The sequence below is a fragment of the Peribacillus sp. B-H-3 genome (genome assembly GCF_048572925.1).
Lineage (GTDB): Bacteria > Bacillota > Bacilli > Bacillales > DSM-1321 > Peribacillus.
Map to the genome: position 1 here is coordinate 1,713,411 of NZ_CP183879.1, position 22,451 is coordinate 1,735,861.

The 22,451-nt window shown below is 41.4% G+C and carries 20 protein-coding genes; 19 read left to right on the top strand and 1 reads right to left on the bottom strand.

The window, feature by feature from the left end:
• Positions 1-174: 174 nt before the first annotated feature.
• The 14 genes from ACN6MY_RS08480 (at position 175) to ACN6MY_RS08545 (ending at position 14,218) form a co-directional block, all read left to right on the top strand.
• The gene (locus tag ACN6MY_RS08480) at positions 175-333 is read left to right on the top strand and encodes a YezD family protein (protein ID WP_071350362.1); all 159 of its coding nucleotides are present in this window, start codon (positions 175-177) and stop codon (positions 331-333) included.
• A gap of 449 nt (positions 334-782) precedes the next feature.
• Complete coding sequence (locus tag ACN6MY_RS08485) at positions 783-1,607, top strand: M55 family metallopeptidase (protein ID WP_419884112.1); 825 nt, start codon at positions 783-785, stop codon at positions 1,605-1,607.
• Between the two features lie 13 nt (positions 1,608-1,620).
• Positions 1,621-2,553 (top strand): ABC transporter permease, encoded by a 933-nt coding sequence (locus tag ACN6MY_RS08490; protein WP_419883565.1) that lies wholly within the window; start codon positions 1,621-1,623, stop codon positions 2,551-2,553.
• Complete coding sequence (locus tag ACN6MY_RS08495) at positions 2,554-3,498, top strand: ABC transporter permease (protein WP_419883566.1); 945 nt, start codon at positions 2,554-2,556, stop codon at positions 3,496-3,498. It begins immediately after the preceding gene.
• Between the two features lie 5 nt (positions 3,499-3,503).
• Positions 3,504-4,502, top strand: a complete 999-nt coding sequence (locus tag ACN6MY_RS08500) for an ABC transporter ATP-binding protein (protein WP_419883567.1) — start codon at positions 3,504-3,506, stop codon at positions 4,500-4,502.
• A 182-nt stretch (positions 4,503-4,684) separates the two neighbouring features.
• Positions 4,685-6,304 carry a peptide ABC transporter substrate-binding protein gene (locus ACN6MY_RS08505; RefSeq protein ID WP_419883568.1) on the top strand — a complete coding sequence of 540 codons (1,620 nt, stop codon included), beginning with the start codon at positions 4,685-4,687 and terminating at the stop codon, positions 6,302-6,304.
• A gap of 164 nt (positions 6,305-6,468) precedes the next feature.
• Positions 6,469-7,407, top strand: a complete 939-nt coding sequence (locus tag ACN6MY_RS08510) for a S66 peptidase family protein (RefSeq protein WP_419884113.1) — start codon at positions 6,469-6,471, stop codon at positions 7,405-7,407.
• A gap of 12 nt (positions 7,408-7,419) precedes the next feature.
• On the top strand, positions 7,420-8,529 hold the full coding sequence (locus tag ACN6MY_RS08515) for a mandelate racemase/muconate lactonizing enzyme family protein (protein ID WP_419883569.1): 1,110 nt from the start codon (positions 7,420-7,422) through the stop codon (positions 8,527-8,529).
• Entirely contained in the window at positions 8,519-9,445 is a 927-nt protein-coding gene (locus tag ACN6MY_RS08520) for an NlpC/P60 family protein (RefSeq protein ID WP_419884114.1), read from the top strand. Before ACN6MY_RS08515 ends, ACN6MY_RS08520 begins: the two co-directional genes overlap by 11 nt.
• Before the next feature lie 2 nt (positions 9,446-9,447).
• Positions 9,448-10,455 (top strand): ABC transporter ATP-binding protein, encoded by a 1,008-nt coding sequence (locus tag ACN6MY_RS08525; RefSeq protein WP_419883570.1) that lies wholly within the window; start codon positions 9,448-9,450, stop codon positions 10,453-10,455.
• Between the two features lie 15 nt (positions 10,456-10,470).
• Complete coding sequence (locus ACN6MY_RS08530) at positions 10,471-11,259, top strand: serine hydrolase (protein WP_419883571.1); 789 nt, start codon at positions 10,471-10,473, stop codon at positions 11,257-11,259.
• Positions 11,260-11,679: 420 nt separating this feature from the next.
• Positions 11,680-12,414 (top strand): polysaccharide deacetylase family protein, encoded by a 735-nt coding sequence (locus ACN6MY_RS08535; protein WP_419883572.1) that lies wholly within the window; start codon positions 11,680-11,682, stop codon positions 12,412-12,414.
• Positions 12,404-12,979: a DedA family protein gene (locus tag ACN6MY_RS08540; protein ID WP_419883573.1), complete on the top strand. Its 576-nt coding sequence runs from the start codon at positions 12,404-12,406 to the stop codon at positions 12,977-12,979. Before ACN6MY_RS08535 ends, ACN6MY_RS08540 begins: the two co-directional genes overlap by 11 nt.
• Positions 12,980-13,039: 60 nt before the next feature.
• Positions 13,040-14,218: an MGDG synthase family glycosyltransferase gene (locus tag ACN6MY_RS08545; RefSeq protein ID WP_419883574.1), complete on the top strand. Its 1,179-nt coding sequence runs from the start codon at positions 13,040-13,042 to the stop codon at positions 14,216-14,218.
• A 168-nt stretch (positions 14,219-14,386) separates the two neighbouring features.
• Here the strand turns inward: ACN6MY_RS08545 and ACN6MY_RS08550 are convergent, their stop codons facing one another.
• A complete protein-coding gene (locus tag ACN6MY_RS08550; protein WP_419883575.1) occupies positions 14,387-15,217 on the bottom strand; it encodes an STAS domain-containing protein in 831 nt (276 codons plus the stop codon).
• 196 nt (positions 15,218-15,413) lie between these two features.
• Here ACN6MY_RS08550 and ACN6MY_RS08555 point away from each other — a divergent pair, with 196 nt between their 5' ends.
• The 5 genes from ACN6MY_RS08555 to ACN6MY_RS08575 all read left to right on the top strand — a co-directional run bounded on the left by ACN6MY_RS08555 (position 15,414) and on the right by ACN6MY_RS08575 (position 22,434).
• On the top strand, positions 15,414-15,983 hold the full coding sequence (locus tag ACN6MY_RS08555; protein ID WP_419883576.1) for a YdcF family protein: 570 nt from the start codon (positions 15,414-15,416) through the stop codon (positions 15,981-15,983).
• A gap of 300 nt (positions 15,984-16,283) precedes the next feature.
• Positions 16,284-16,988: a response regulator transcription factor gene (locus ACN6MY_RS08560; protein WP_419883577.1), complete on the top strand. Its 705-nt coding sequence runs from the start codon at positions 16,284-16,286 to the stop codon at positions 16,986-16,988.
• A 2-nt stretch (positions 16,989-16,990) separates the two neighbouring features.
• Positions 16,991-18,376, top strand: a complete 1,386-nt coding sequence (locus ACN6MY_RS08565) for an ATP-binding protein (RefSeq protein WP_419883578.1) — start codon at positions 16,991-16,993, stop codon at positions 18,374-18,376.
• Positions 18,377-19,842: 1,466 nt separating this feature from the next.
• Entirely contained in the window at positions 19,843-20,730 is an 888-nt protein-coding gene (galU, locus tag ACN6MY_RS08570; RefSeq protein WP_419883579.1) for a UTP--glucose-1-phosphate uridylyltransferase GalU, read from the top strand.
• Positions 20,731-20,748: 18 nt separating this feature from the next.
• On the top strand, positions 20,749-22,434 hold the full coding sequence (locus ACN6MY_RS08575; RefSeq protein ID WP_419883580.1) for a DUF6044 family protein: 1,686 nt from the start codon (positions 20,749-20,751) through the stop codon (positions 22,432-22,434).
• The last annotated feature ends 17 nt before the right edge of the window (positions 22,435-22,451 follow it).

Sequence of the window (22,451 nt, forward strand, 5' to 3'; positions counted from 1 at the left end):
TTTGCTCTGTAAAGCTCAGTCATGGCTTTTGCAAATGCTGAATCGTGAAGGAATTCCGACTGAAATCAGGTTAGGAGTATCAGGAACAAAACAGATTTATGCTTGCCCGGGGGACCTGCAGGTGATGGGCTAATGAGTGAAAAGTGTGTATATACATAAGGGGGAGCCGTGAAAATGGATGAATCAAAAATAAAATATATTCTTTCAAGTCTTAAAGAATTGGAATTCGGCTCCATCCTGATTACGGTTCATGATGGAGAAATTACACAGATTGATACCACTGAGAAAAAGCGTTTTCCAATCATCAAAAAACAAAATGAAAGAAAGAATTGAACAAGGAGCGCCTTCTCTGGAAGGCAGCTCTTTTTTTTGTTTGGAAATTTTTCTTAATGAATGTTTTTTAATGAGTTCTGTGAAGCGAGCCCATTGTTAACCGGTTTGATTGGAGCATCCTGGAGAGGAAATTAACCGCCTTGTTACATAGCAGCAAAGTTTATGAAAACAGCCTTTTGCTTCATGCAGAAGAAAGCGCAATTCAGTTTTTTCTTATAGGTTTTGTTGGTTCGAAAGGGTATGTAAGCGATACCAATTTTTATTTCGAGATAATAAAGTAATGAAGACAGGGATTGGAAATTTTTTATCTGAAAGAAAAAACCCCATGTTAGCAGCTTTTTCTGTAGGCTAATGCTATTAATAGAGCCAGATTTGGTTTGCAAGAAATAGTATTATAATTTATAATTTTAAGAAAATTATAACATTTTAAAAGGAGAGTGGATTTGGGGATGAAGTTATATGTGTCTGTCGATATGGAGGGAATCACTGGTCTAGCCGACCATACTCATGTTGACTCTTCTCAGCACAATTATGAACGAAGCCGGCTCATTATGACGGATGAAGCAAATAGTGTAGTTTCTGCTGCTTTTGAAGAAGGCGCAAATGAGGTGGTCGTCAATGACAGCCACTCTAAGATGAACAATTTGCTTATCGAAAGGCTCCATCCTGAAACACAGTTGATTACAGGAGATGTAAAGCCGTTTTCCATGGTTCAGGGACTCGATGATACATATACGGGAGCCATGTTTGTGGGGTATCATGCACGTGCAGCAATGAAGGGGGTTATGTCCCATAGCATGATTTTTGGAGTGAGGAATTTCTTTATTAATGATACACCAGTTGGTGAATTGGGATTTAACGCATATGTCGCCGGATATTACGATGTCCCAGTAATCATGTCGGCTGGAGATGACAGGGCCGCATTTGAAGCTGAACAGCTGATTCCAAATATCACAACTGTTACAGTAAAAGAAAGTATTTCCCGGTCAGCGGTAAAATCATTGACTCCTGCGAAGGCGGCTGGACTTCTCCGCGAAAAAACGGCATATGCGATAAAAAACAAAGATAAAGTGAAACCGCTTTCTCCGCCGGATCGCCCTCTGCTATCCATTGAATTTTCTAATTACGGTGAAGCCGAATGGGCGAACCTGATGCCAGGCACGGAAATCGTCCCCGGCACTGCAACTGTCCGTTTTCAGTCGAAGGATATCCTTGAAGCTTACCAGGCTATGCTTGTCATGACAGAATTAGCGATGAGAACTACATTTTGTTAAGGGGAGCTTTTAGATGAAATCATACATAATCAAAAGGCTTGTTTCCATGATTGTGACTCTTTGGCTGATAGTAACCATGACTTTTTTTCTTATGCATTCTATCCCGGGGTCGCCATTTAATGAAGAAAGAGCTACAAATGAAGCTGTCCAAAAAAACTTGAAAGCTTTTTACCATTTAGATGATCCACTTTATGTCCAATATGGTGCCTATTTAAAATCGCTTGCGGTTTTAGACTTCGGCCCATCCATAAAAAAACCTTCACAGACAGTAAACGATATGCTCGGGAGGGGCTTTCCCATTTCCTTTGAATTAGGCATGTGGACCCTTATTGTGGCTGTTTTTTCAGGATTGATTCTTGGCATAGCTGCAGCACTGCGCCATAACGGGATAATCGATTATGCAGCCATGGCCATTGCAGTGCTTGGGATTTCCATTCCCAATTTCGTGCTGGCAACTCTATTGATTCAGCAGCTGGCAATAACCTGGCCGATTTTCCCTGTATCTACCTGGCAAAGCCCCATGCACATGGTTTTGCCGATCCTTGCGCTTGCAACAGCGCCAATGGCGATTATTGCAAGATTAACACGGACAAGCATGCTGGAGGTTTTAACGCAGGATTATATCAGGACTGCCAGGGCAAAGGGGCTTTCACCTCTTAAAATTGTCATTAAGCATGCGCTCCGCAATGCATTGCTTCCAGTAATTACAGTGCTTGGGACTCTCGCGGCAAGCATCTTGACAGGAACCTTTGTCATTGAAAAGATTTTTGCCATTCCTGGCATGGGAAAATACTTTGTCGACAGCATCGGCAATCGTGATTATCCCGTCATCATGGGTACAACGGTCTTTTACAGCTGTATTTTAATTGTCATGCTGTTTTTGGTGGATATTGCATATGGCATTTTAGATCCCCGGATCAAGCTGCACAGAAAGGATGGCAATTAAATGGAACTTCACAAAATGAATGAATCCCATAGAGCGCCGGACATTCCTGATGAATGGTTCCGGCCAAAAAGTAAAGATGCACATCAGGCGGAAGAAGTGGTCAGGCCAAGTCTCTCGTATTGGCAGGATTCATTTCGCAGGCTTTTGAAAAATAAACTTGCTGTCGGGGGCCTGCTTTTCCTGGTTTTTCTTGTGATTATGGCGATTTTCGGTCCGCTGCTTCCGCACCATGCGGAAAATTTGAGAAAACAAAATCTGCCACCGTCCAGTGATTACTGGTTTGGCACAGATGCATTTGGCAGAGATGTATTTAACAGAACATGGATCGGTGCCAGGGTATCATTGTTCGTCGGGGCTGCAGCTGCTCTTGTGGATCTTGTTATTGGTGTTGCGTATGGCGGATTTTCAGGATATAAAGGCGGAAGAACAGACAATTTCATGATGAGAATCATTGAAGTATTATACGGACTGCCTTATCTGCTTGTTGTCATACTGGTTATGGTTGTGCTGGGGCCTGGGCTTTTTACCATCATCGCGGCCCTTTCGATTACAGGCTGGATTGGTATGGCCCGGATTGTCCGCGGGCAGGTCCTGCAGATTAAGAACTACGAATTTGTGCTTGCTTCAAAGACGTTTGGAACGAAAACATCCCGGATTATAAAGAAAAACCTGCTTCCAAACACAATGGGGCCAATCATTGTCCAAATGACGCTGACCATCCCGTCCGCCATTTTTGCAGAAGCGTTTCTAAGTTTTCTTGGACTTGGCATACAGCCGCCGAACACAAGCTGGGGCATGATGGCAAATGATGCATTGTCAGCCATTTTAACAGGGAATTGGTGGCTTCTTTTCTTCCCGGCATTCTTTATTTCAGCGACAATGTTCGCTTTTAATGTACTCGGAGACGGCTTGCAGGATGCATTTGATCCTAAGCTAAGGAGGTGAGCAGGATGGAAAAAGTATTGAAAGTAAAAAACCTTGAGGTGAAATTTGATACTTACGGCGGTCAAGTCGAAGCAGTACGAGGTGTAACCTTTGATTTGTTCAGGGGAGAAACGCTGGCCATCGTCGGGGAATCGGGCTGCGGGAAAAGCGTAACTTCACAGAGCATAATGGGATTGATTCCAAATCCCCCCGGCAGGATAACGGGAGGGGAAATCCTGTTTAACGGCAGGAACTTGGCAAAAACCAGGGAAAAAGAAATGCGGAAGGTCAGGGGGGCAGATATTTCGATGATTTTTCAGGATCCCATGACGGCACTGAATCCTACATTGACAATTGGGGAACAAATCATAGAAGGCATTTTGCAGCATGAAAATATATCCAGAGGAAAAGCAAGGGAAAAGGCGGTTGAAATGCTTTCTCTTGTAGGCATTCCTGGACCTGAATCCCGGCTTAAGCAATATCCCCATCAATTTAGCGGAGGAATGAGGCAGCGGATCATGATTGCCATTGCCTTGGTGTGCAATCCTGAAATCCTGATTGCCGATGAGCCGACAACAGCTCTTGATGTTACCATACAGGCCCAGATACTGGAGCTGTTTAAGGATATACAAAAAAAGACTGGGGTTTCCATTATTTTGATTACTCATGATTTAGGCGTGGTAGCGCAGGTAGCAGACCGGATTGCGGTCATGTATGCAGGGAAAATAGTGGAGACAGGATCTAGGCGTGATATTTTTTACAAGCCGCAGCATCCATACACAAGAGGCCTCTTGCGTTCGGTTCCGCGGCTGGATAAAGAAGATGCGGAACTATTTCCTATTTCCGGGTCTCCGCCAGATTTATTTTCGCCTCCAAAAGGGTGCCCGTTTGCCGCAAGATGCGAATACACCATGGAGGTTTGCGACAGGGTGTACCCGCTGAAAACAGCACTTTCCCAAAATCATGAAGTGGATTGCTGGCTGCAGGATGAGCGTGCCCGAAACATGCTGCCTGCCGCTCCATAATGATTACCTAATAGAAGGCATCACTGTCCGCGCGGCTCCCAGCCTTTGCGGATATAAGTATAGCTTTAAAAATTTGCTCTGTTAAAACTTTAAGCTGATTTGGCCAATAGCTGATTTCTGGCACTTGCACCGGATATCTGCAGACAAGATTAACAGAGCTAAAAAATTAAGGGGGAACAATTATGAAGAAACTAGGAACGATTTTTATGGCTGCAACTCTGACATTAGCACTTGGTGCATGTACTGCAACAAAGGATGCAGGCTCAGAAGCGGATGGAGGGAGCAAAAAAGGCGGGGAAAAAGTGCTCAACCTGAATAATGGATCAGAACCGACTTCGTTTGATCCGGCGATAGGCTTTGATGCTGTTTCATGGAATGCGCTGAATAACATTATGGAAGGCCTGACCCGTTTAGGAAAAGACAACAAGCCGGCACCTGCAGCGGCAAAATCCTGGGATATTTCTAACGATGGAAAAACCTATACCTTTCATCTCCGTCCTGATGCCAAATGGTCAAATGGGGATAAAGTGAAAGCAGGAGACTTTGTTTATGCCTGGAAACGCCTGCTGGATCCTAAGACAGGCTCATCAGCTGCATTCCTTGGTTATTTCATAGAAGGAGCCGAGGCATATAATACCGGCAAGGGTTCTGCAGATGATGTAAAGGTTACAGCAAAGGATGACCAAACCTTTGAAGTAACACTGGCAAGTGCGCAAGCCTACTTTTTAAGTGTTATTGCCAATCCAGCCTTCTTCCCGGTAGATGAAAAAGTGGCTAAGGAAAATCCTAAATGGTTTGCTGAAGCCAAGTCCTTTGTGGGCAATGGCCCCTTTAACTTAACCGGCTGGACACATGACAGTGAAATGACAATGAAGAAAAATGATAAATACTGGGATGCCAAAAACGTGAAGCTGGATAAAGTGCACTGGGCCATGGTAGATGACACAAATACCGAATATCAGATGTTTAAAAAGGGCGATCTTGATAAGTCAGATGTTCCTTCAGATCTGGCCGAAAGTCTCTTTAAAGATCCTCAGCTTCACATCGAGGACCAGGCAGGCGAATATTTTTACAGGTTCAATCTTACAAAAGAACCGTTTCAAAATGCAAACATCCGCAAAGCCTTCGCCATGGCTGTAGATCAAAAGGAAATGGTCGATTATGTGACCAAGAATAAAGAAAAAGAAGCGTATGGGTTTGTTTCTTACGGCTTTAAAGATCCTTCCGGGAAAGACTTCCGTGAAACAAATGGCGATCTGGTCAAAACAGATCCTAAGCAGGCGAAGGAGCTGTTAAAGAAAGGAATGCAGGAAGAAGGCTACTCTAAGCTTCCGCAGGTCACCTTAACTTATAGTACGGATGATGTTCATAAGAAAATCGCTGAAGCACTTCAAGGCATGTTCAAGAAAAATCTGAATGTCGATGTAAATCTTGCCAATATGGAAGCGAACGTGTTCACCACAGAGCAAAAAGCAATCAAATTGCAGCTGTCCAGATCCTCTTTCCTTGCGGATTATGCAGATCCGATCAACTTCCTTGAAAATTTCCAGACCGGGCATTCCATGAATCGCACAGGCTGGAGCAATAAGGAATATGACCAATTAATCAAGGAAGCAAAAAGTGAGGGAGATGAAACTAAGCGTTTTGAGTTGATGTATAAAGCTGAAAAAGTGCTCTTCCAGGACATGCCGATTATTCCTATCCATTTCTATAATCAAGTGTACTTGCTGAATAAATCTGTTACAGGAGTTGTGCATCATCCAGTAGGTTATCTCGAATTGAAATGGGCAGACAAAAAGTAAGGTCATAAGCTATCTATGCAAGTCGCCATAGCTTCCGCTTATTCTTTGAAAAGGGAGTGTTTCCTCGGACACTCCCTTTTGCTCAATGGGGGAAAAGATCTCCTGGAATCAGAAAAACTATCCCGCAAACCGCATATAAATCTTAGGAGATAACATACAAGATGATGAAAGGAGATTTTACCATGCCAATAAAGCCTAACCGTCTGCAAAAAGGAGATACAGTGGGGGTCATTGCTCCTGCCAGCCCCCCCAATCCTGAAAATCTGAAGAAATCTCTGTATTTCCTGGAGGAGCTGGGGCTGAAAGTAAAAATAGGGCAGCATGTTGAAAGGCTAAATGGATATTTGGCTGGTTCTGATGAAGAAAGGCTCCAGGATTTTCATGATATGTTTTTGGATCGTGAAATTAAAGCCATCTTTTGTGCCTGTGGAGGGTACGGCACAGGCAGGATAGCTGCAGGAATAGATTTTAATATCATTAAAGAAAACCCTAAAATATTCTGGGGATACAGTGATATTACCTTTTTGCACAATGCCATAAATCAGCAGACAGGCTTGGTGACTTTTCATGGGCCTATGCTTAGCTCGGATATAGGCAAGGAAGATGAGGATCCGCTTACAAAACGATTATTTTCCCAATTATTTGTGCATGAAGATTTTACATATACAGAAGATATTTCGCCATTAACATCTATGATTTCAGGAAAAGCCCGGGGACAGCTTACAGGAGGGAATCTGACTCTCTTGTGCAGCACTCTTGGCACACATTATGAAGTGGATGTTAAAGGAAAGATTTTATTAATTGAGGATATCAACGAAGAGCCGCGCAATGTAGACAGGATGCTTAATCAATTGCTGATGAGCGGGAAACTGAGAGAGGCGGCAGGCATTGCAGTCGGCGATTTTAACCAATGTGAACCGGAAAGGGAACAAAGTTTAACACTTGATGAAGTGATCGATCATTATATCGCTTTGGCAAATGTCCCGGCAATCAAAGGATTCAAGATCGGGCACTGTTCGCCGAATGTATCAGTTCCTCTCGGAGCTTATGCTGTCATTGATGCAGATGAAAAAAAATTAGCCATAGAAAGCGGCGTTCTATAAGGAGTGACCAGCTTGAATATTATTAACATCGAAACTTTTCGAGTATCCGTCCCATTAATTAAACCATTCAAGACAGCTCTCCGGACGGTGGAAATTGCAGAATCCGTATATATGAAATTGACCTGTGATAATGGCATATCAGGATGGGGCGAAGCGCCGCCAACCCTTGTCATAACAGGTGAAAGCATGGACAGCATAGAATCTTCCATCCACAAAGTCTTAAAGCCGATGCTGTTAAATAAAAATCTTCTGCACTATGAATCTATTTTCCAGGAAATGAAAACAGTGCTTACTGGGAATTCCAGTGCTAAGGCCGCAGCAGACATGGCTATTTATGACTGCCTTTCGCAATATTGCAAACTGCCTCTCTACCAGTTTCTGGGCGGATACAGAAAAGAAATAGAAACAGATTATACGGTCAGTGTGAATGGTCCTGAAGAGATGGGCGAAGATGCGGTTTCATATATTAAACGGGGCTTTAATGTTCTGAAAATAAAGGTCGGCAAAGATCAGGCAGCTCTTGATATAGACAGAATCACAGAAATCCGCAGCCGTATAGGCAAGGATATTAAAATCCGCCTTGATGCCAATCAGGGCTGGACACCGAAGGAAGCCATCCGGACGATAAGGACATTGGAAGACCGCGGCTTGGATATTGAACTTGTGGAGCAGCCCGTGAAGGCTCATGATATTGAGGGTTTAAAGCAGGTAACAGATTCTGTAGAAACAAAAATCATGGCAGATGAAAGCATCTTTACTCCAAAGCAGGCTTTTGAGGTATTGAAAACGCGCAGTGCTGATTTGATCAATATCAAACTCATGAAAGCAGGAGGCATTTATCAGGCACAAATTATTAATAACCTGGCAGAAGCATGCGGAGTGGAGTGCATGGCAGGCAGCATGATTGAAACCAAACTCGGGCTGACAGCGGCCGCGCATTTTGCCGCAAGCAAAAAAAATATCACCCGATTTGATTTTGATGCCCCGCTTATGCTTGCAAGGGATTTAGTTGAAGGGGGCATTGTTTATAATGGGCGCAGAATTTCCCTTCCAGATGCCCCTGGTCTTGGAATAAGCGCGGTATACACAGAAGGAGGAAAAGGTATTGAAAGTGCAGGCTGAAATGATTGTCAATGTGCCGGTAGCAAATGTATGGACTTCTTCCGGATCGCCGAGAGAAATAGACGAAGATGCTCTTTCACAGCCCATGAAGATGGAGTCTTGGCTGAACAAAATGTCGTTTGAACAGAGGCTGGAATTATGCAATGCCAATCTCCTTCAATCACAGGCATTATATGGACAAAAAGTGCTGGTGATTAATGAAAATGAAGACTGGGCAGAGGTCTGTATACCTGATCAGCAATCAAATAAGGACGGGAGAGGCTATCCTGGCTGGATACCAAAAAAACATTTGACATCACTAACGGAGAACTGGGAACAGCATACTCAGCATGCTGCAATCAGAAAGAAGAAGGCGTGGCTTTTAGATGAAAAAAATCGCCAGCCCTTGCTTCAGCTAAGCTATGGAACGGCCCTGCCGGCAGCTGAAGTTCAAAAGGACTATGTAAAAGTAAGGACACCAGATGGATATGGTTTTTTTAGACAAGAAGATATAGATATAATAGAAGATTTTCAGAGTAATGAAAAAGGCAGCGGCCAGGATATCGTGGATTCCGGCAAGCAATTCCTTGGTCTTCCTTATTTATGGGGAGGAATGAGCAGCTTTGGCTTTGACTGTTCAGGTTTCAGCTATACGATGTGCAAAATGAATGGTTACCTGATTCCAAGGGATGCCGGAGAACAGGCTCTAAAGGGAAAGAAAGTAGCGCTGGATCATATTCAGCCAGGAGATTTGCTGTTTTTTGCCTATAACGAAGGCCAAGGAGATTTGCATCATGTAGGAATTTATTATGGAGATGGCAAATTGCTTCATTCGCCAAAAACGGGGAAAGACATAGAAATCATACCTATAGCCGGAACAATTTATGAAAAAGAGCTTTGCACAGCAAGCCGTTATTGGCAGGAGACGAGGGCATAATCATGGAAAAACTATTAGAAGTGAATAACCTGAAGAAGCATTTTTCATTTGCAAAAGGGGAATCTCTTAAAGCAGTTGATGGAATTTCCTTTTCTGTTAATAAAGGTGAAACCTTTGGAATAGTAGGGGAATCAGGCTGCGGGAAATCCACGGCAGGAAGAACGATTATGGGACTTTATAATAAAACAGATGGTGAGGTTCTTTTTCATGGAAAAGATATTCATTCTCTGAAGGGAAAAGAAAAATTGAATTTTCATAAAAATATGCAAATGATTTTTCAGGATCCTTATGCCTCATTAAATCCGAGATCAACAGTCAGTGAGATTATTTCTGAACCGATGGAGGTGCATGGTTTATTTTCGTCTAAGAAGGATAGGATGAACCGGGTTTATCAGCTGCTGGAGGATGTGGGGCTAAACCGGGACCACTCAAACCGTTATCCTCATGAATTCAGCGGCGGACAGAGACAAAGGATCGGCATCGCCCGTGCACTCGCCTTGAATCCTGAATTCATCATAGCGGATGAACCGATTTCTGCCCTTGATGTATCTGTGCAGGCACAAGTGGTCAACCTGCTGAAACGCCTTCAGAAGGAAAAGGGGCTTACATATTTATTTATTGCCCATGACCTGTCGATGGTCAAACAAATAAGTTCTCGCATTGCTGTGATGTACCTGGGCCATATTGTTGAGCTTACAACAAGCAGCGAGTTGTACAGCAAACCTCTCCATCCCTATACCCAGGCACTTTTGTCCGCGATTCCGATTCCTGACCCGGATATTGAGGATAAACGGGAACGGATCATTCTGAAAGGGGAACTGCCAAGTCCGGTTAATCCTCCGAGCGGATGTGTTTTCAGAACACGCTGTTCTTTTGCCATGGATGCCTGTGCTCACCATAAGCCAATATGGCAGGAAAAAGAGCCGGGACATTTTGTTTCTTGTCATCTGTATAATCCGGATATAATGCGTGACGGGAATCAGAGCAGTAAAGCCCTTGCCTTTAAATAGGAGGAAATCACTTAAATGGATTTATCAAACCTGCAAAAGAAAATCAAATCGTATATTGCAGAATTCCCTGGCAGGATCAGCTATAAAATAGAAAGCGAAGATCAGTTCATTCAGAAAGATGCTTCTGAAGGTTTTCAAGCAGCAAGCTTGATTAAGATTCCAATTATAATGGAAGGTTTTCGCCAAATAGAAGAAGGCAAGATCCATCTTAATGAGCGTATCGAGATATCAGACAGTGATCTTGCTGGCGGCTCGGGTGTCCTTCAAGCATTAAGCAAATCAGGTTTCACGATAGAAGATATGCTGACACTAATGATTATCGTATCGGATAATACAGCAACGAATATACTGATCAGGAAATTGGGCATAAATTGCATTCATCAAACAATTGCCTCGCTCAATTTGAAAAAGTCCGTACTTGGCAGGTACATGATGGATTTCGATGCCATTGGAAACGGCTTTGATAACTATACTTGTGCAGATGACATGGTGACCTGTTTACGCAGTATCCATCAGGGAAGTTTTCTTTCTGGAGAGAGCAGGCAGCATATTCTCCGCATTATGGAAAAGCAGCAGCTGATCAGCAAGCTGCCTGCAATGATGAATTTGAATGAAGTGACAGTTGCCAGTAAAAATGGAGCAATTCCGGGAGCAGAACATGATTCCGCCATAATTACCCGGGGAGATGTAACCGTATATGCAGCTGTATTAACGGACAGCTTGGAAAATGAGGAAGATGGAAGGAGAATCATTTCTCAGATTGGCAGGTATATTTATGAAGAAATGATGTTATCCTTTAAATAAAGAAAAGGAGTGAACGCTCCTTTTCTTTATTTTTTATTGCATAGTACTTTTGCCTTCATTCCGTCATGAAAAGGGGTATACCCGCTTCGTTTTTCTGCATGTATATTCTGCTGTGTACATTGCTTCAGTTTCTTTCCCCGAAATGCAATTACTGCCTATTATGGAACTGAAAAATCCAATTCTAATGTTTTTTAATGCAATTTTAATGTTATTTTCATTTGATATTCACAGTACTTCTCTACACTTATAACAGTTAACCGGCAAGCGTCAAAAAGGGAAACACAGCTAGTACCGAAAAAACCATTTCCATATTTGTAAAAAATAAACTATTATTTAACTAATGCAGCTTTTAGGCTGAAATTATAAGCAAGGATTATTTTTTTGGCAGCATGTAGATTGCCAAAGAAAGCGAGGACACATGTGATTTTTTTTCTTTTGCTGATTTTACTCGTATTGGCCATTCTGGCATATGGTCCGCTTTCAACTATTATCATAAGAGTGTTTTCACTTGGAATATATAAGCGAGGATTAAGGGATAAGGGCATATGTCTTACATTTGATGATGGACCGCACCCTGTTTATACACCCCAATTATTGGATCTTTTAAAAAAATATGATATTAAAGCTGTTTTTTTTGTAGTTGGTGAGCTTGCCAAAAGGTATCCGGCGCTTGTAAGGCGAATGAGAGATGAAGGACATGAAATCGGCATCCATCATTATCGGCATGTAAGCAGCTGGATGCTGCTTCCGCATCAGCTCAAAAAAGAGATTCAGGAATGCTCGAAGATCATTGAAATTATAACAAATAAGGAACCGGTATATTACAGGCCGCCATGGGGACATTTTAACCTTTTTACGTTACTGCTTTCTAGGCGATACAAGAAGATTTTGTGGTCTTCAATCTCAGGAGACTGGAAAATACAGCATGAAAATGATCTTATGAAGCGGATCATTGGAAGTGCCTCTGATGGGACGATCATCCTATTGCATGATAACGGAGATACGAAGGGCGCTGATCCTGAAGCTCCGGCTGTCATGCTGAAGGCATTGAATCATAGCATTCCTCTGTTAAAACAGCAAGGTTTTCGGTTTCTTCCGATGAATTCGCTGATTAACGGAAATAAAGGGACAGCAGGAATCAAGAATGAGCATTGAACAAATTATGCCTTATTTGCAGGTGTATGGTTACTGGATCATCCTGCTTATCCTTTTTTGCGGCATCGTTGGCATACCTGCGCCGGAAGAAAGTTTTATGGTGTTTCTCGGAATGCTGTGCGGGGCACATCAATTGAACTATTCATTAAGTGCATCCGCTGCAGCCATTGGTGCGGTAAGCGGAATGATTACTGCTTATTGGATCGGCAGGACACTTGGACAATCTTTTATCAGCAGGTTCGGGAGATATATTAAAGTGACACCTGAGCGCTGGGAAAAAGTTGAAAGCAAGTTCCGAAAGAGTGGAAAATATTCACTGCTGATTGGTTTTTATCTGCCGGGTTTAAGGCAGCTGAATCCATATATGGCTGGGACAAGCCGGTTTTCCTTTCCGTTTTTCCTCGTTCTGTCAGCTGCCGGAAGTGCCATTTGGGTAATTACATTTGTGACACTTGGCTTTTTTCTTGGTGATAAAATACATGTCGCTTATATACCGCTGCTCGCTGCAGCATTTGTGGCAATCCTGCTGCTGTATAAATGGTTTAAGAAAAAGAATGGCGCATAAAGTGGCCCATAATATAAAATACATTAAAATGTAAGTGTACTCTCGCTGGGAGGGAAAACTATGAAAAAAATTCTTATCATGCCATTGTTGAGAATGCCATCTGGCCATCACCAGGTAGCAGAGGCCGTTGCAAATATGATACAACAGCAAAAAAAAGATGTTGAGATAAAAAAAATAGATTTTATCAGTTACACAAGCGGGATCCTGGAAGCCATAGTCACGAATCTTTATTTAAAATGGATCCGATATACACCGGGATCGTATCAATGGGTATACGGCAAGTATGTGAATGCCGATTCCAAAGAAACGGCCCTTCTCAAGTTTTATAAACATCTTTTCATGAAAAAAATGAATCAATTGGTGGCTGAGGAAAAGCCGGATTTAATCATCTGCACCCATGGCTTTCCATCTCTGCTGCTCAGCCAGTTAAAAGCTGACGGCAAGCTTAGCATCCCTGTTGTCAATGTATATACAGATTTCTTTATGAATGATATGTGGGGTAAAGAGGCCATTGATGCCCACTTTGTTCCAAATAAACAGGTGCAGCTATCCTTAATGAATAAGTTTAAGGTTCCGAAAAAAAACATCTTTATAACAGGTATACCTGTACACAGTGAATTTTTGCTAAAGAAAAAGGATGGGCTGCCAAAGGACGGGGGAAATCGGAAAAAGGTCCTGATTTGCGGAGGCAACAGCGGGTTAGGGGACATTATGAATTTGCTTCAAGATGTAAAAAATGCCGGGGACTTTGATTATCGGGTATTATGCGGAAACAATCAAAAATTACTGAAACAGATCCAGTCATGGAAACTGCCGCATATAACCCCTATTTCTTATATTACGTCCAGAAGCGCAATGAATATCTTATACAATGAAGCAGATGCGATCATTACAAAGCCTGGTGGAGTGACCATCAGTGAAGTGATCCGAAAAAAAATCCCAATATTTATCCATTCTGCACTTCCCGGCCAGGAAGAGGTTAATCTGAAGTTTTTGAAAGACAGGGGCCTTGCTTTTGAATTCATGCATGATCAGCCTATTGAAAGCCAGCTGGCTAAAGTGATCGGCAATGATAAGAAGATGTCCATTTTTAATAAACAGCTGGCTGCCTATAATAAGGAGCTGAATGTTAAAGAAAAGGATATTGCCTGCTTAATTGATTCACTGCTGGAGAATCATGCATACAAAGAAATGAGACAAGCAAGGAATGACAGTTTTTATGTATCAACTTCATATTGATGAAGCTGTATATCGGCAGTGATATCATGTGCCTGAACGGGAGGCTTAACTCATTGGTATCTTGCCGCTATAAGGTTTTATATTCAATTAAGGCTCCGGCAATTGCCGGAGCCTTAAAGGGAAGGAATGGTCCTTAAATTTATGCAGCCAGGGGTATGCTTCTGTCACTTACCGTGCTTGCAGTTCATTTAATATCTGTCTGAGGCTTCCCCTGATATTGAACGATTGAAAATCAAGGCCCAGCCTGATGATAGTTTGGGCGATTCTAGGGCGGATTCCCGTCAAAATGGCTTCAACTCCCGTAAGTTTGAGCGCATTGATTATTTCTGCTATTTTATGGGTAGCTGTCTCATCAATCATCGGGACACCGGAAAGGTCTATAATCAAAACTTTCAGGTTTAACTTTGTACTTTCCCGCAATGTAATATCCATGATTAATTTTGCACGGTCAGGATCAATTTCGCCGATGACCGGCACGATTGCGGTGTTATCATAAACTGGTACAATAGGTACTGATAGCTCTTCAAGAGCGGAGTATGCTATATTCATTAGATTTTTATTATGTTTCTCAAATCCATCGCCAAAAATTTCGGTGATGGAATCAAGCAGCGGATCGATTTTTTTGCTTACATCAAGCATAGTAATGGCTGCGAATTGACGTTTCTCCAACTCCTCAGTAAAAGCATCCCAAATGACGGAACGATAATAGGTTAGAGCTCTTAGTGTATCAACAAGGGGAACGTGATTTCGGATTGAATATTCTCCAATCATCCTGGCCCAGTCCTTTACCTTTTTCTCTATCTCTTGTTTGTTGCCGTACAGAGACGCCCCTAAATAGGATATAAGCATTGATCTCCACTCAATAAGCTGTTCCTTGGAAGCGTCGCTGTACTTTAAACGCTCGCTATACTCACTACCCTGAAGTGAACCCAGGTTTTTTGCCAATTTTAGCTGATTCTCAACAATTTTTTTGCCGATATACTTTAACTCAGATTCCATTACGTTTTCTCCTAATAAAAAGTAATATCATTTAGTGAAAATGATTCATTAGTATTATGATAAAGGTTAAGTCCATTATCATCAAGATTTAAGCGGAAAAAACCTTTCATTCGCCAATCAGCCGGATTGCAGCATACTAGCTTATGATGCATAATTTTGGCAAACGGAATAATTGATTAAAGGATAGGGAACGCCGATGAAAAGAAGGAAGAAAGTGATGCTGGCATTTGCTGCTATTTGTCTTATATATCTGATATTCCTCCAAGTGAAAATATATCAGGCCAGCACCGTGGCTGTACCAAAAGATGCATCGTACCTAGTCGTGCTGGGAGCGAGAGTAAATGGAACGATTCCGTCCCTCGCTCTCAAAAACAGAATTCACTCTGCTGCCCGTTATTTGCGGGAAAATAAAGATACCTTTGTAATCGTATCTGGAGGAAAGGGTCCTGGCGAAACGATTTCTGAGGCAGAATGCATGAGGAGGGAGCTCACTGCACTTGGCATTGAAGCTTCCAGGATCACTATGGAAGACAAGTCAGTCAGCACCTATCAAAATTTAGCTTACTCCAAAAAGCTGCTGCCTGATCCGAAAGCAAGAGGCATCTTGGTTTCAAACGATTTTCATATTTATCGGGCAGGTTTAATGGCTGAAAAACAAGGTCTTCAAGTAACAGGACTTCCAGCAAAAACACCGAAGGTAATCATACTGAAAACTTATCTCCGTGAATATCTCGCTATTACAAAGTTTTATATAGCAGGCTCATAATGCGATAGGGCGAAATATAAAATGATGCCTTACAGGCGTCAATTTTTTATGTTCCTGTTTAAGCTTACAGTGGATAGTGGCCAATTAGGATTAATAGCAACAGCATTTATAAAGTCTGCTCAATATGGGGAAGCGGGCTATTTTCAGATCTTATGCAGATATCCTGATGAAAATATGATTAAAATAGAATTAAAATTTCATGATATTCAGCGTTCAGTGCTACATTAATAATAAGAGATTGCATATAAGAGCTATATCTGAAAAATGGTGAAATCAGCAGCTGCAGCAGAGGTGAGGAAAATGAAGAAGAAGATATTGGTTGTTGAGGATGAAATGCAAATAGCCAAGGTATTGAAAATAGAACTGGAATATGAGGGATACGAGGCGGCTGTTGAATATGATGGCAAGTCTGGTCTGCAGGCAGCATATGATTTTAATCCTGATTTAATTATATTGGATATCATGCTGCCTGAACTGAGCGGCATTGAGGTTTTGAGAAGACTGAGAAAAGAAAATAATCATGTTCCGGTCATCCTGTTAACAGCAAGGAATTTAACGATGGATAAAGTTCTTGGTTTGGATCAGGGTGCCAATGATTATATAACAAAGCCTTTCGAGATTGAAGAATTGCTTGCAAGAGTCCGTTCCTGTATCCGCCATTATGCTTATGATAAAAATGGAAGCATCAATGAAGACGGAAGCATGGTCCTGCATATAGCAGATCTTAAAATTCATTTGGAGACCCGTGAGGTAATACGGGAAGGTACCCAGATTATCCTGACTCCGAAGGAATATGATCTTCTCGTTTATTTAATCAGCAATAAAAATAAAATAGTCACTCGTGAAAATATCCTCATCAATGTCTGGGGGTATGAATATGAAGGAGAAACTAATGTCATTGATGTCTATATCAGGCATTTGAGAAAAAAGATCGATGAATGCTTTGCATCTCCAGCGCTTATTCAGACCGTTCGCGGTGTCGGGTATACGGTAAAGGAGAATTAACCTTGAAGATCACAACAAAGATCAATCTTATGACAACAGCATGGCTGATGTGTATTTTAATCGCCATCAATGCGGTTGTGCTATTTTCATTCATGAAAATCACCGTAAATATGGAGCAGGAAACTGTTCTTCAAAAAGCGGATTCCATTATTAAAGAAATTAATGTCCTGGATACGCCCCTGCAGACTAAAGATAAAATGAACCCTTTCTTAACCAATCACTCGTTTATCAGAATTGTTCAGCCTGGCCCGAAAATCCTGAGTCAGGTTGCAAACGATAAGCATCTGGCAGAAATAGGGGCAAAATACAGTGAAAAGGTGAGCACCCAGCGGCGGGTGATGCATGAAAAAGAAGGAGAAGAACAGGTTCTGATTGTAAGAGTCCCCATTCATGATAAGCAAAAAGTGACGGGGACACTTGAAATTGGAGAAAGGTTATTGGGACTGGAAGTAAGAAAAGACATTCTCATTTCCATCCTCATCACCTGTACGGTCCTGGCTGCCATTCTTTCTTTATTTGGCGGTGTGTTTTTATCAAATATCATTATACGTCCCATCACCAATATGGTTAAAACCATGGAGGATATTGAACAAAGCGGAATTCCCCAAAAAATCGTTATGCAAAACAAAACGAAAGATGATTTGCAGAACATGGCAGATACATTCAATAGGATGATCATGAGATTAGAAGATAATATAGAAAAACAAAAGCAATTCATTTCAGACGCATCGCATGAAATTAAAACGCCCCTGACAGTTATTAAAAGTTATGCAAACCTTCTTAGAAGGAGAGGCATGCAGAATAAGGAAATTACAGATGAAGCGATAGATTCCATACTTTCTGAAGCTACACGGATTCAAAAAATGACAGAAAATTTTCTCGACTTGGCGAATACTGAAAATGAGAATGCACTGGACATCAAACAAGTCCACATTACAGCATTGTGCCAAAGTATCTTGAAACAGTTAAAAGGAGCCTATAAAAGAGAAATTCTGCTTCATTATAATGATTCCCAAACCATTATTCTGGCAGATGAATTGAAAATTAAACAAGTCATCATTATCCTGCTTGATAACGCTATAAAATACAGCACGGAAAAAATTGATGTTTTTATTGAAGGTTATGAGGAGCATGCCGTTATCCGGGTGAGGGACACTGGAATCGGGATACCCGCTGATGAACTTAAAAAGATATTTGAAAGGTTTTACCGGGTGGATAAAGCAAGAAGCCGGGAAACTGGGGGAACGGGCCTTGGCTTAGCGATTGCAAAGAATATTGTAATCCAGCATAAAGGAGAAATAAACATAAGCAGCGAGGAAGGAAAAGGGACAGAGGTTGAAGTGATTCTGCCGTTAATCTATCCTGCAGATCCAAAACAGGAGAGCTGACCATACACGGGCAGCTCTTTTTGTCTTTTTAAAGATTGTTGTTTATTTGTTATGTGAGGCGTTCCCATTGTCAAGTCAGGTTGATTAGAGCGTAAGGTGCGAGACTCCTGCTTAGATTAGCAGGCGCAGCCGAGGAGGCTCACCGCCTGCCCCGCGGAAAGCGAGGATCCTGGAGCGGAAATCAACCACCTTGTTTCATAGCAGCAAAGTATACGAAAACAGCCTTTTAAAATACTTCCAGGCTTGATTAAAACCTAAAAAGTAAAACAGCAGAGTCATCTGTTTCGCAAGCGGTATGCCGCTATATTCAAATTAGTATTGTTTTAATTAAATTTTAATGTGATTTTCATAGATAATTAAGGCTCAATTGGTACATTTACTTAAGATCATTAAAATTCTATTCTGAATCAGTATTAAAGGAAAAAAATATTTTCAAAGCTGAATGGATACTATTATAGTAAGACAGGAAATCCCAAAAATTATTTCCCCTTCTTGATTTCAGTGATTATCTGCAGGAATAAATCGCTAAAGAACAAACAGAAAACAATACGGCTTCTTATTTGGAATGGAGCTGGAGAATACAGAGAATATGGAAAAATTGCTCAAAAAGTCGCATCATTACATATTCATTATCGTGTACACTGAGTATGTGAACCAGATAATGACCTCTCTGGTCTATTCGGCATTATAGACGGCACATCAGGGTCTGGTGTTTCCATGTTAATCATTGTTTGGACAAGCTTGAGAATTCAGGGTTTCTGTTATGAGAGGCCGTCTATCGGTCTCACAGCTAAAAAGCAGGTTATCAAATAGCCGGAAATGCAGGATTCTTTCGGTGGTGATGAAAGCCTGTTACCTGTAATTCTTAAAGTTAAAGAATACAAAAAAGGATTTCATATACAGAATATAGTACAATAAGAAACGATTCATTTTATTTACAAAAATGTAAAATATATACAACTCTTTCGGCGCCGATACCAGGGGAAGTACAGCCAAAAGCTTAATTTCAAAAGAATGCCATTTAGCCTGAAGGTATTGCGGATTTTTATTCTGAAGGACTATCAAGTGGTTCTTTGGTCCTATGTCAGCAGACTGGCCGTTTCGAAGGACAATTCGCAGAGTTATGCCGGTGCTTATAAAGGGTAAATAGCCTTGTGGCGCAATACGATATAGTCATGAGATGGAGAGGCGTGCGAAGTAGCATGCATTTGTCTATCAATTTAAGTCACGCGGGTTTTAAGGAAGTGAAGGCCAAAAGGAATGAAAAGCGGAGAAGATAGACGAAATGATTTAATGGGCTGTTGAGTCCTATGCTGATTTTGGCTGGTGTGATTGAGCCGGAAGGTGCGTAAACCGTATAGGCTTAAAAGCTGTGGGCGGTAAGCAGGGTGCTGAAGCGGAAATCAGCAGGGAAGATAAACGAAGCCTATAAATAAAAAAATAGTTGTATATAAGGAGAAAAAAAGATGAAAAAAATCAGAAAAGCAATTATACCTGCAGCAGGACTTGGAACAAGATTTTTGCCGATTACAAAGGCTATGCCCAAGGAAATGCTTCCAATCGTGAATAAGCCGACCATTCAATATATTGTAGAAGAAGCCATCGAGTCTGGCATTGAAGATATCATCATTGTGACGGGCAGAGGAAAAAGAGCCATTGAGGATTATTTTGATCATGATCCGGGCCTTGAGCAATTTCTGCGCAAAAAAGGAAATGATGCACTTTTAAAAGAAGTGGAAAAAGCGAGTGAATTGATCAATATCCACTATATCAGGCAAAAGGAACCAAAAGGTCTGGGCCATGCTATCCTGTGCGCAAAGTCATTTATTGGCGACGAGCCTTTTGCAGTGCTTTTGGGTGATGATATCACTGAGGCTAAAACGCCGTGCCTTCAGCAGCTTATAGAACAATATGATCAGCTTAACTCTTCTGTAGTGGGCGTTAAACAGGTGCCGCTTCAATCTGTTTCAAGGTATGGAATTATAGATCCTGAAACAAATGAAGGATTATTGTATAAGGTCAAAAACTTTGTTGAAAAACCTTCTGTTGAAGAAGCGCCATCTGATCTAGGCATTATTGGCAGATATGTATTGACTCCGGAGATATTCGGGCTGCTTGAAAGCCAGGAAGCCGGCAAAGGCGGAGAAATCCAGCTGACGGATGCTATTGAAAGGTTAAACGCCTTCCAATCTGTCTATGCGTATCAATTTGAAGGTGAAAGATATGATGTGGGCGAAAAACTGGATTATATTTTGACAACTATGTCATTAGCTGTGAAGGATCCGGGTTTAAGAACACCGATTTTGGAAAAAATGAGAGAGATACTGGAAGAATCTAAGCAATACCAAAATTAATAGTTAGGAAATTGGATAATGAATCAAAATAAGTTTGCAAGCAAAGAACGAATTTTTCTTTATGGGGCTTTTGCACTGATTATTCTCTTTCTTTCACCCATGTTCTTTTTGGGTCAGGATGCCCATATGAGGGTTCATGATAATTTGGATTCAAACATTGCCTGGTATAAGGTTCTTCGAAACAGCGGAGAACTGTTCGGTCCTGTAGATGCAGTAATTCCTCAAATAATAAATGGATTGCCGCGCAATGCCTTTGGAACAGAATTCAGCGGTATACAGTGGCTTCATAATTTGTTTGATCCAATGACTGCATATTCATTGAGCCAGGCCCTTACCAGGATAATTGCCTTCATAGGCATGTACCTGCTTTTAAAAAGGCACTTTATTAAAGACCAGGATGCTTATCCGATTACAATTGGCGTTTCATTGGCATTTGCTTTAACGCCCTTCTGGCCCTCAGGCATGCTGAGCACGCTGGGACAGCCGCTTGCTTTATGGGCATTCCTGAATATTAGGAAACGGGAAGGAAGCTGGAAGGATTGGCTGACACTCACATTGCTGCCTCTTTACTCTAGTTTTGTATTGGGATTTTTCTTTTTTCTGGCGGCAATGGGCTTGCTATGGCTGCGTGACCTGGCTGTGAAGAGAGATATAAATGCAAAGTTTTTGGCAGGCATTATGTATATGACTCTGTTATTCTTATTGATTGAATACAGGCTTGTATATTCTCTTGTGATTCCTGAAGCTCCGACAAGCAGGAACGAATTTGTCAGTTCCACTCTTGGGTTCTGGCATACCATTCGTCTTGCAGTCAAAAATTACTTTCTTGGACATACCCATGTCATGACCCTGCATACACTTATTATTGTGCCTTTGTCTTTCATTGTGATTTGGTTCATTGCAAGACAGGGATTATGGAAACAGGAAAAGCAATTCGTCCGTCTGTTTATTTTGAATGGAGTACTGTCCATCTGGTATGCTTTTTGGTTTTTTAAAGGATGGGAGCCATTGAAGGAAAAGGTTGGACTCTTAAATACATTCAACTTTGCCCGTTTTCATTTTTTGAGGCCGATGATCATTTATATGATGTTCGGGTCAGGTGCTTATATCTTATGGAAAAAGGGCATGGCTGCAAAACAGTTGGTGAAGATTTTCCTGATCCTGCAAATTGCACTATTATTCCTGGCCAATCCGGAGTTATACTACCGCGTCGTTCATCAGCCATCTTTCAGGGAATTTTATGCTGAGGAACAATTCAGGGACATAAAGAACTACATAGGGAAACCACAATCATCCTATAGAGTCGCTAGCATTGGCATACATCCTTCTATTTCACAATATAACGGTTTTTACACACTTGATACGTATAACAATTTTTATCCATTATCATACAAGCATCAGTTCCGCAAAATTATATCAAAAGAGCTGAACAAAAATAAAAAAGAAAAAAAATATTTTGATACGTGGGGGGGAAGGTGCTATATCTTTGTGGCAGAGCTTGGGAAAAAATACGATTATCGTAAAGACAGCAAAAAGAAAATCCATAACCTGCAGCTCAATACGGCAGTATTTAAAAAAATGGGAGGACGTTACATTATGTCCGCAGTTCCTATCTTAAATGCCGAAGAAGATGGCCTTCATTTCCTAAAGTCATTCAATTCAAGCCGTTCAGCATGGAAGATTTATTTATATAAAGTTAAGTAGAGTTTATATGTACCAAA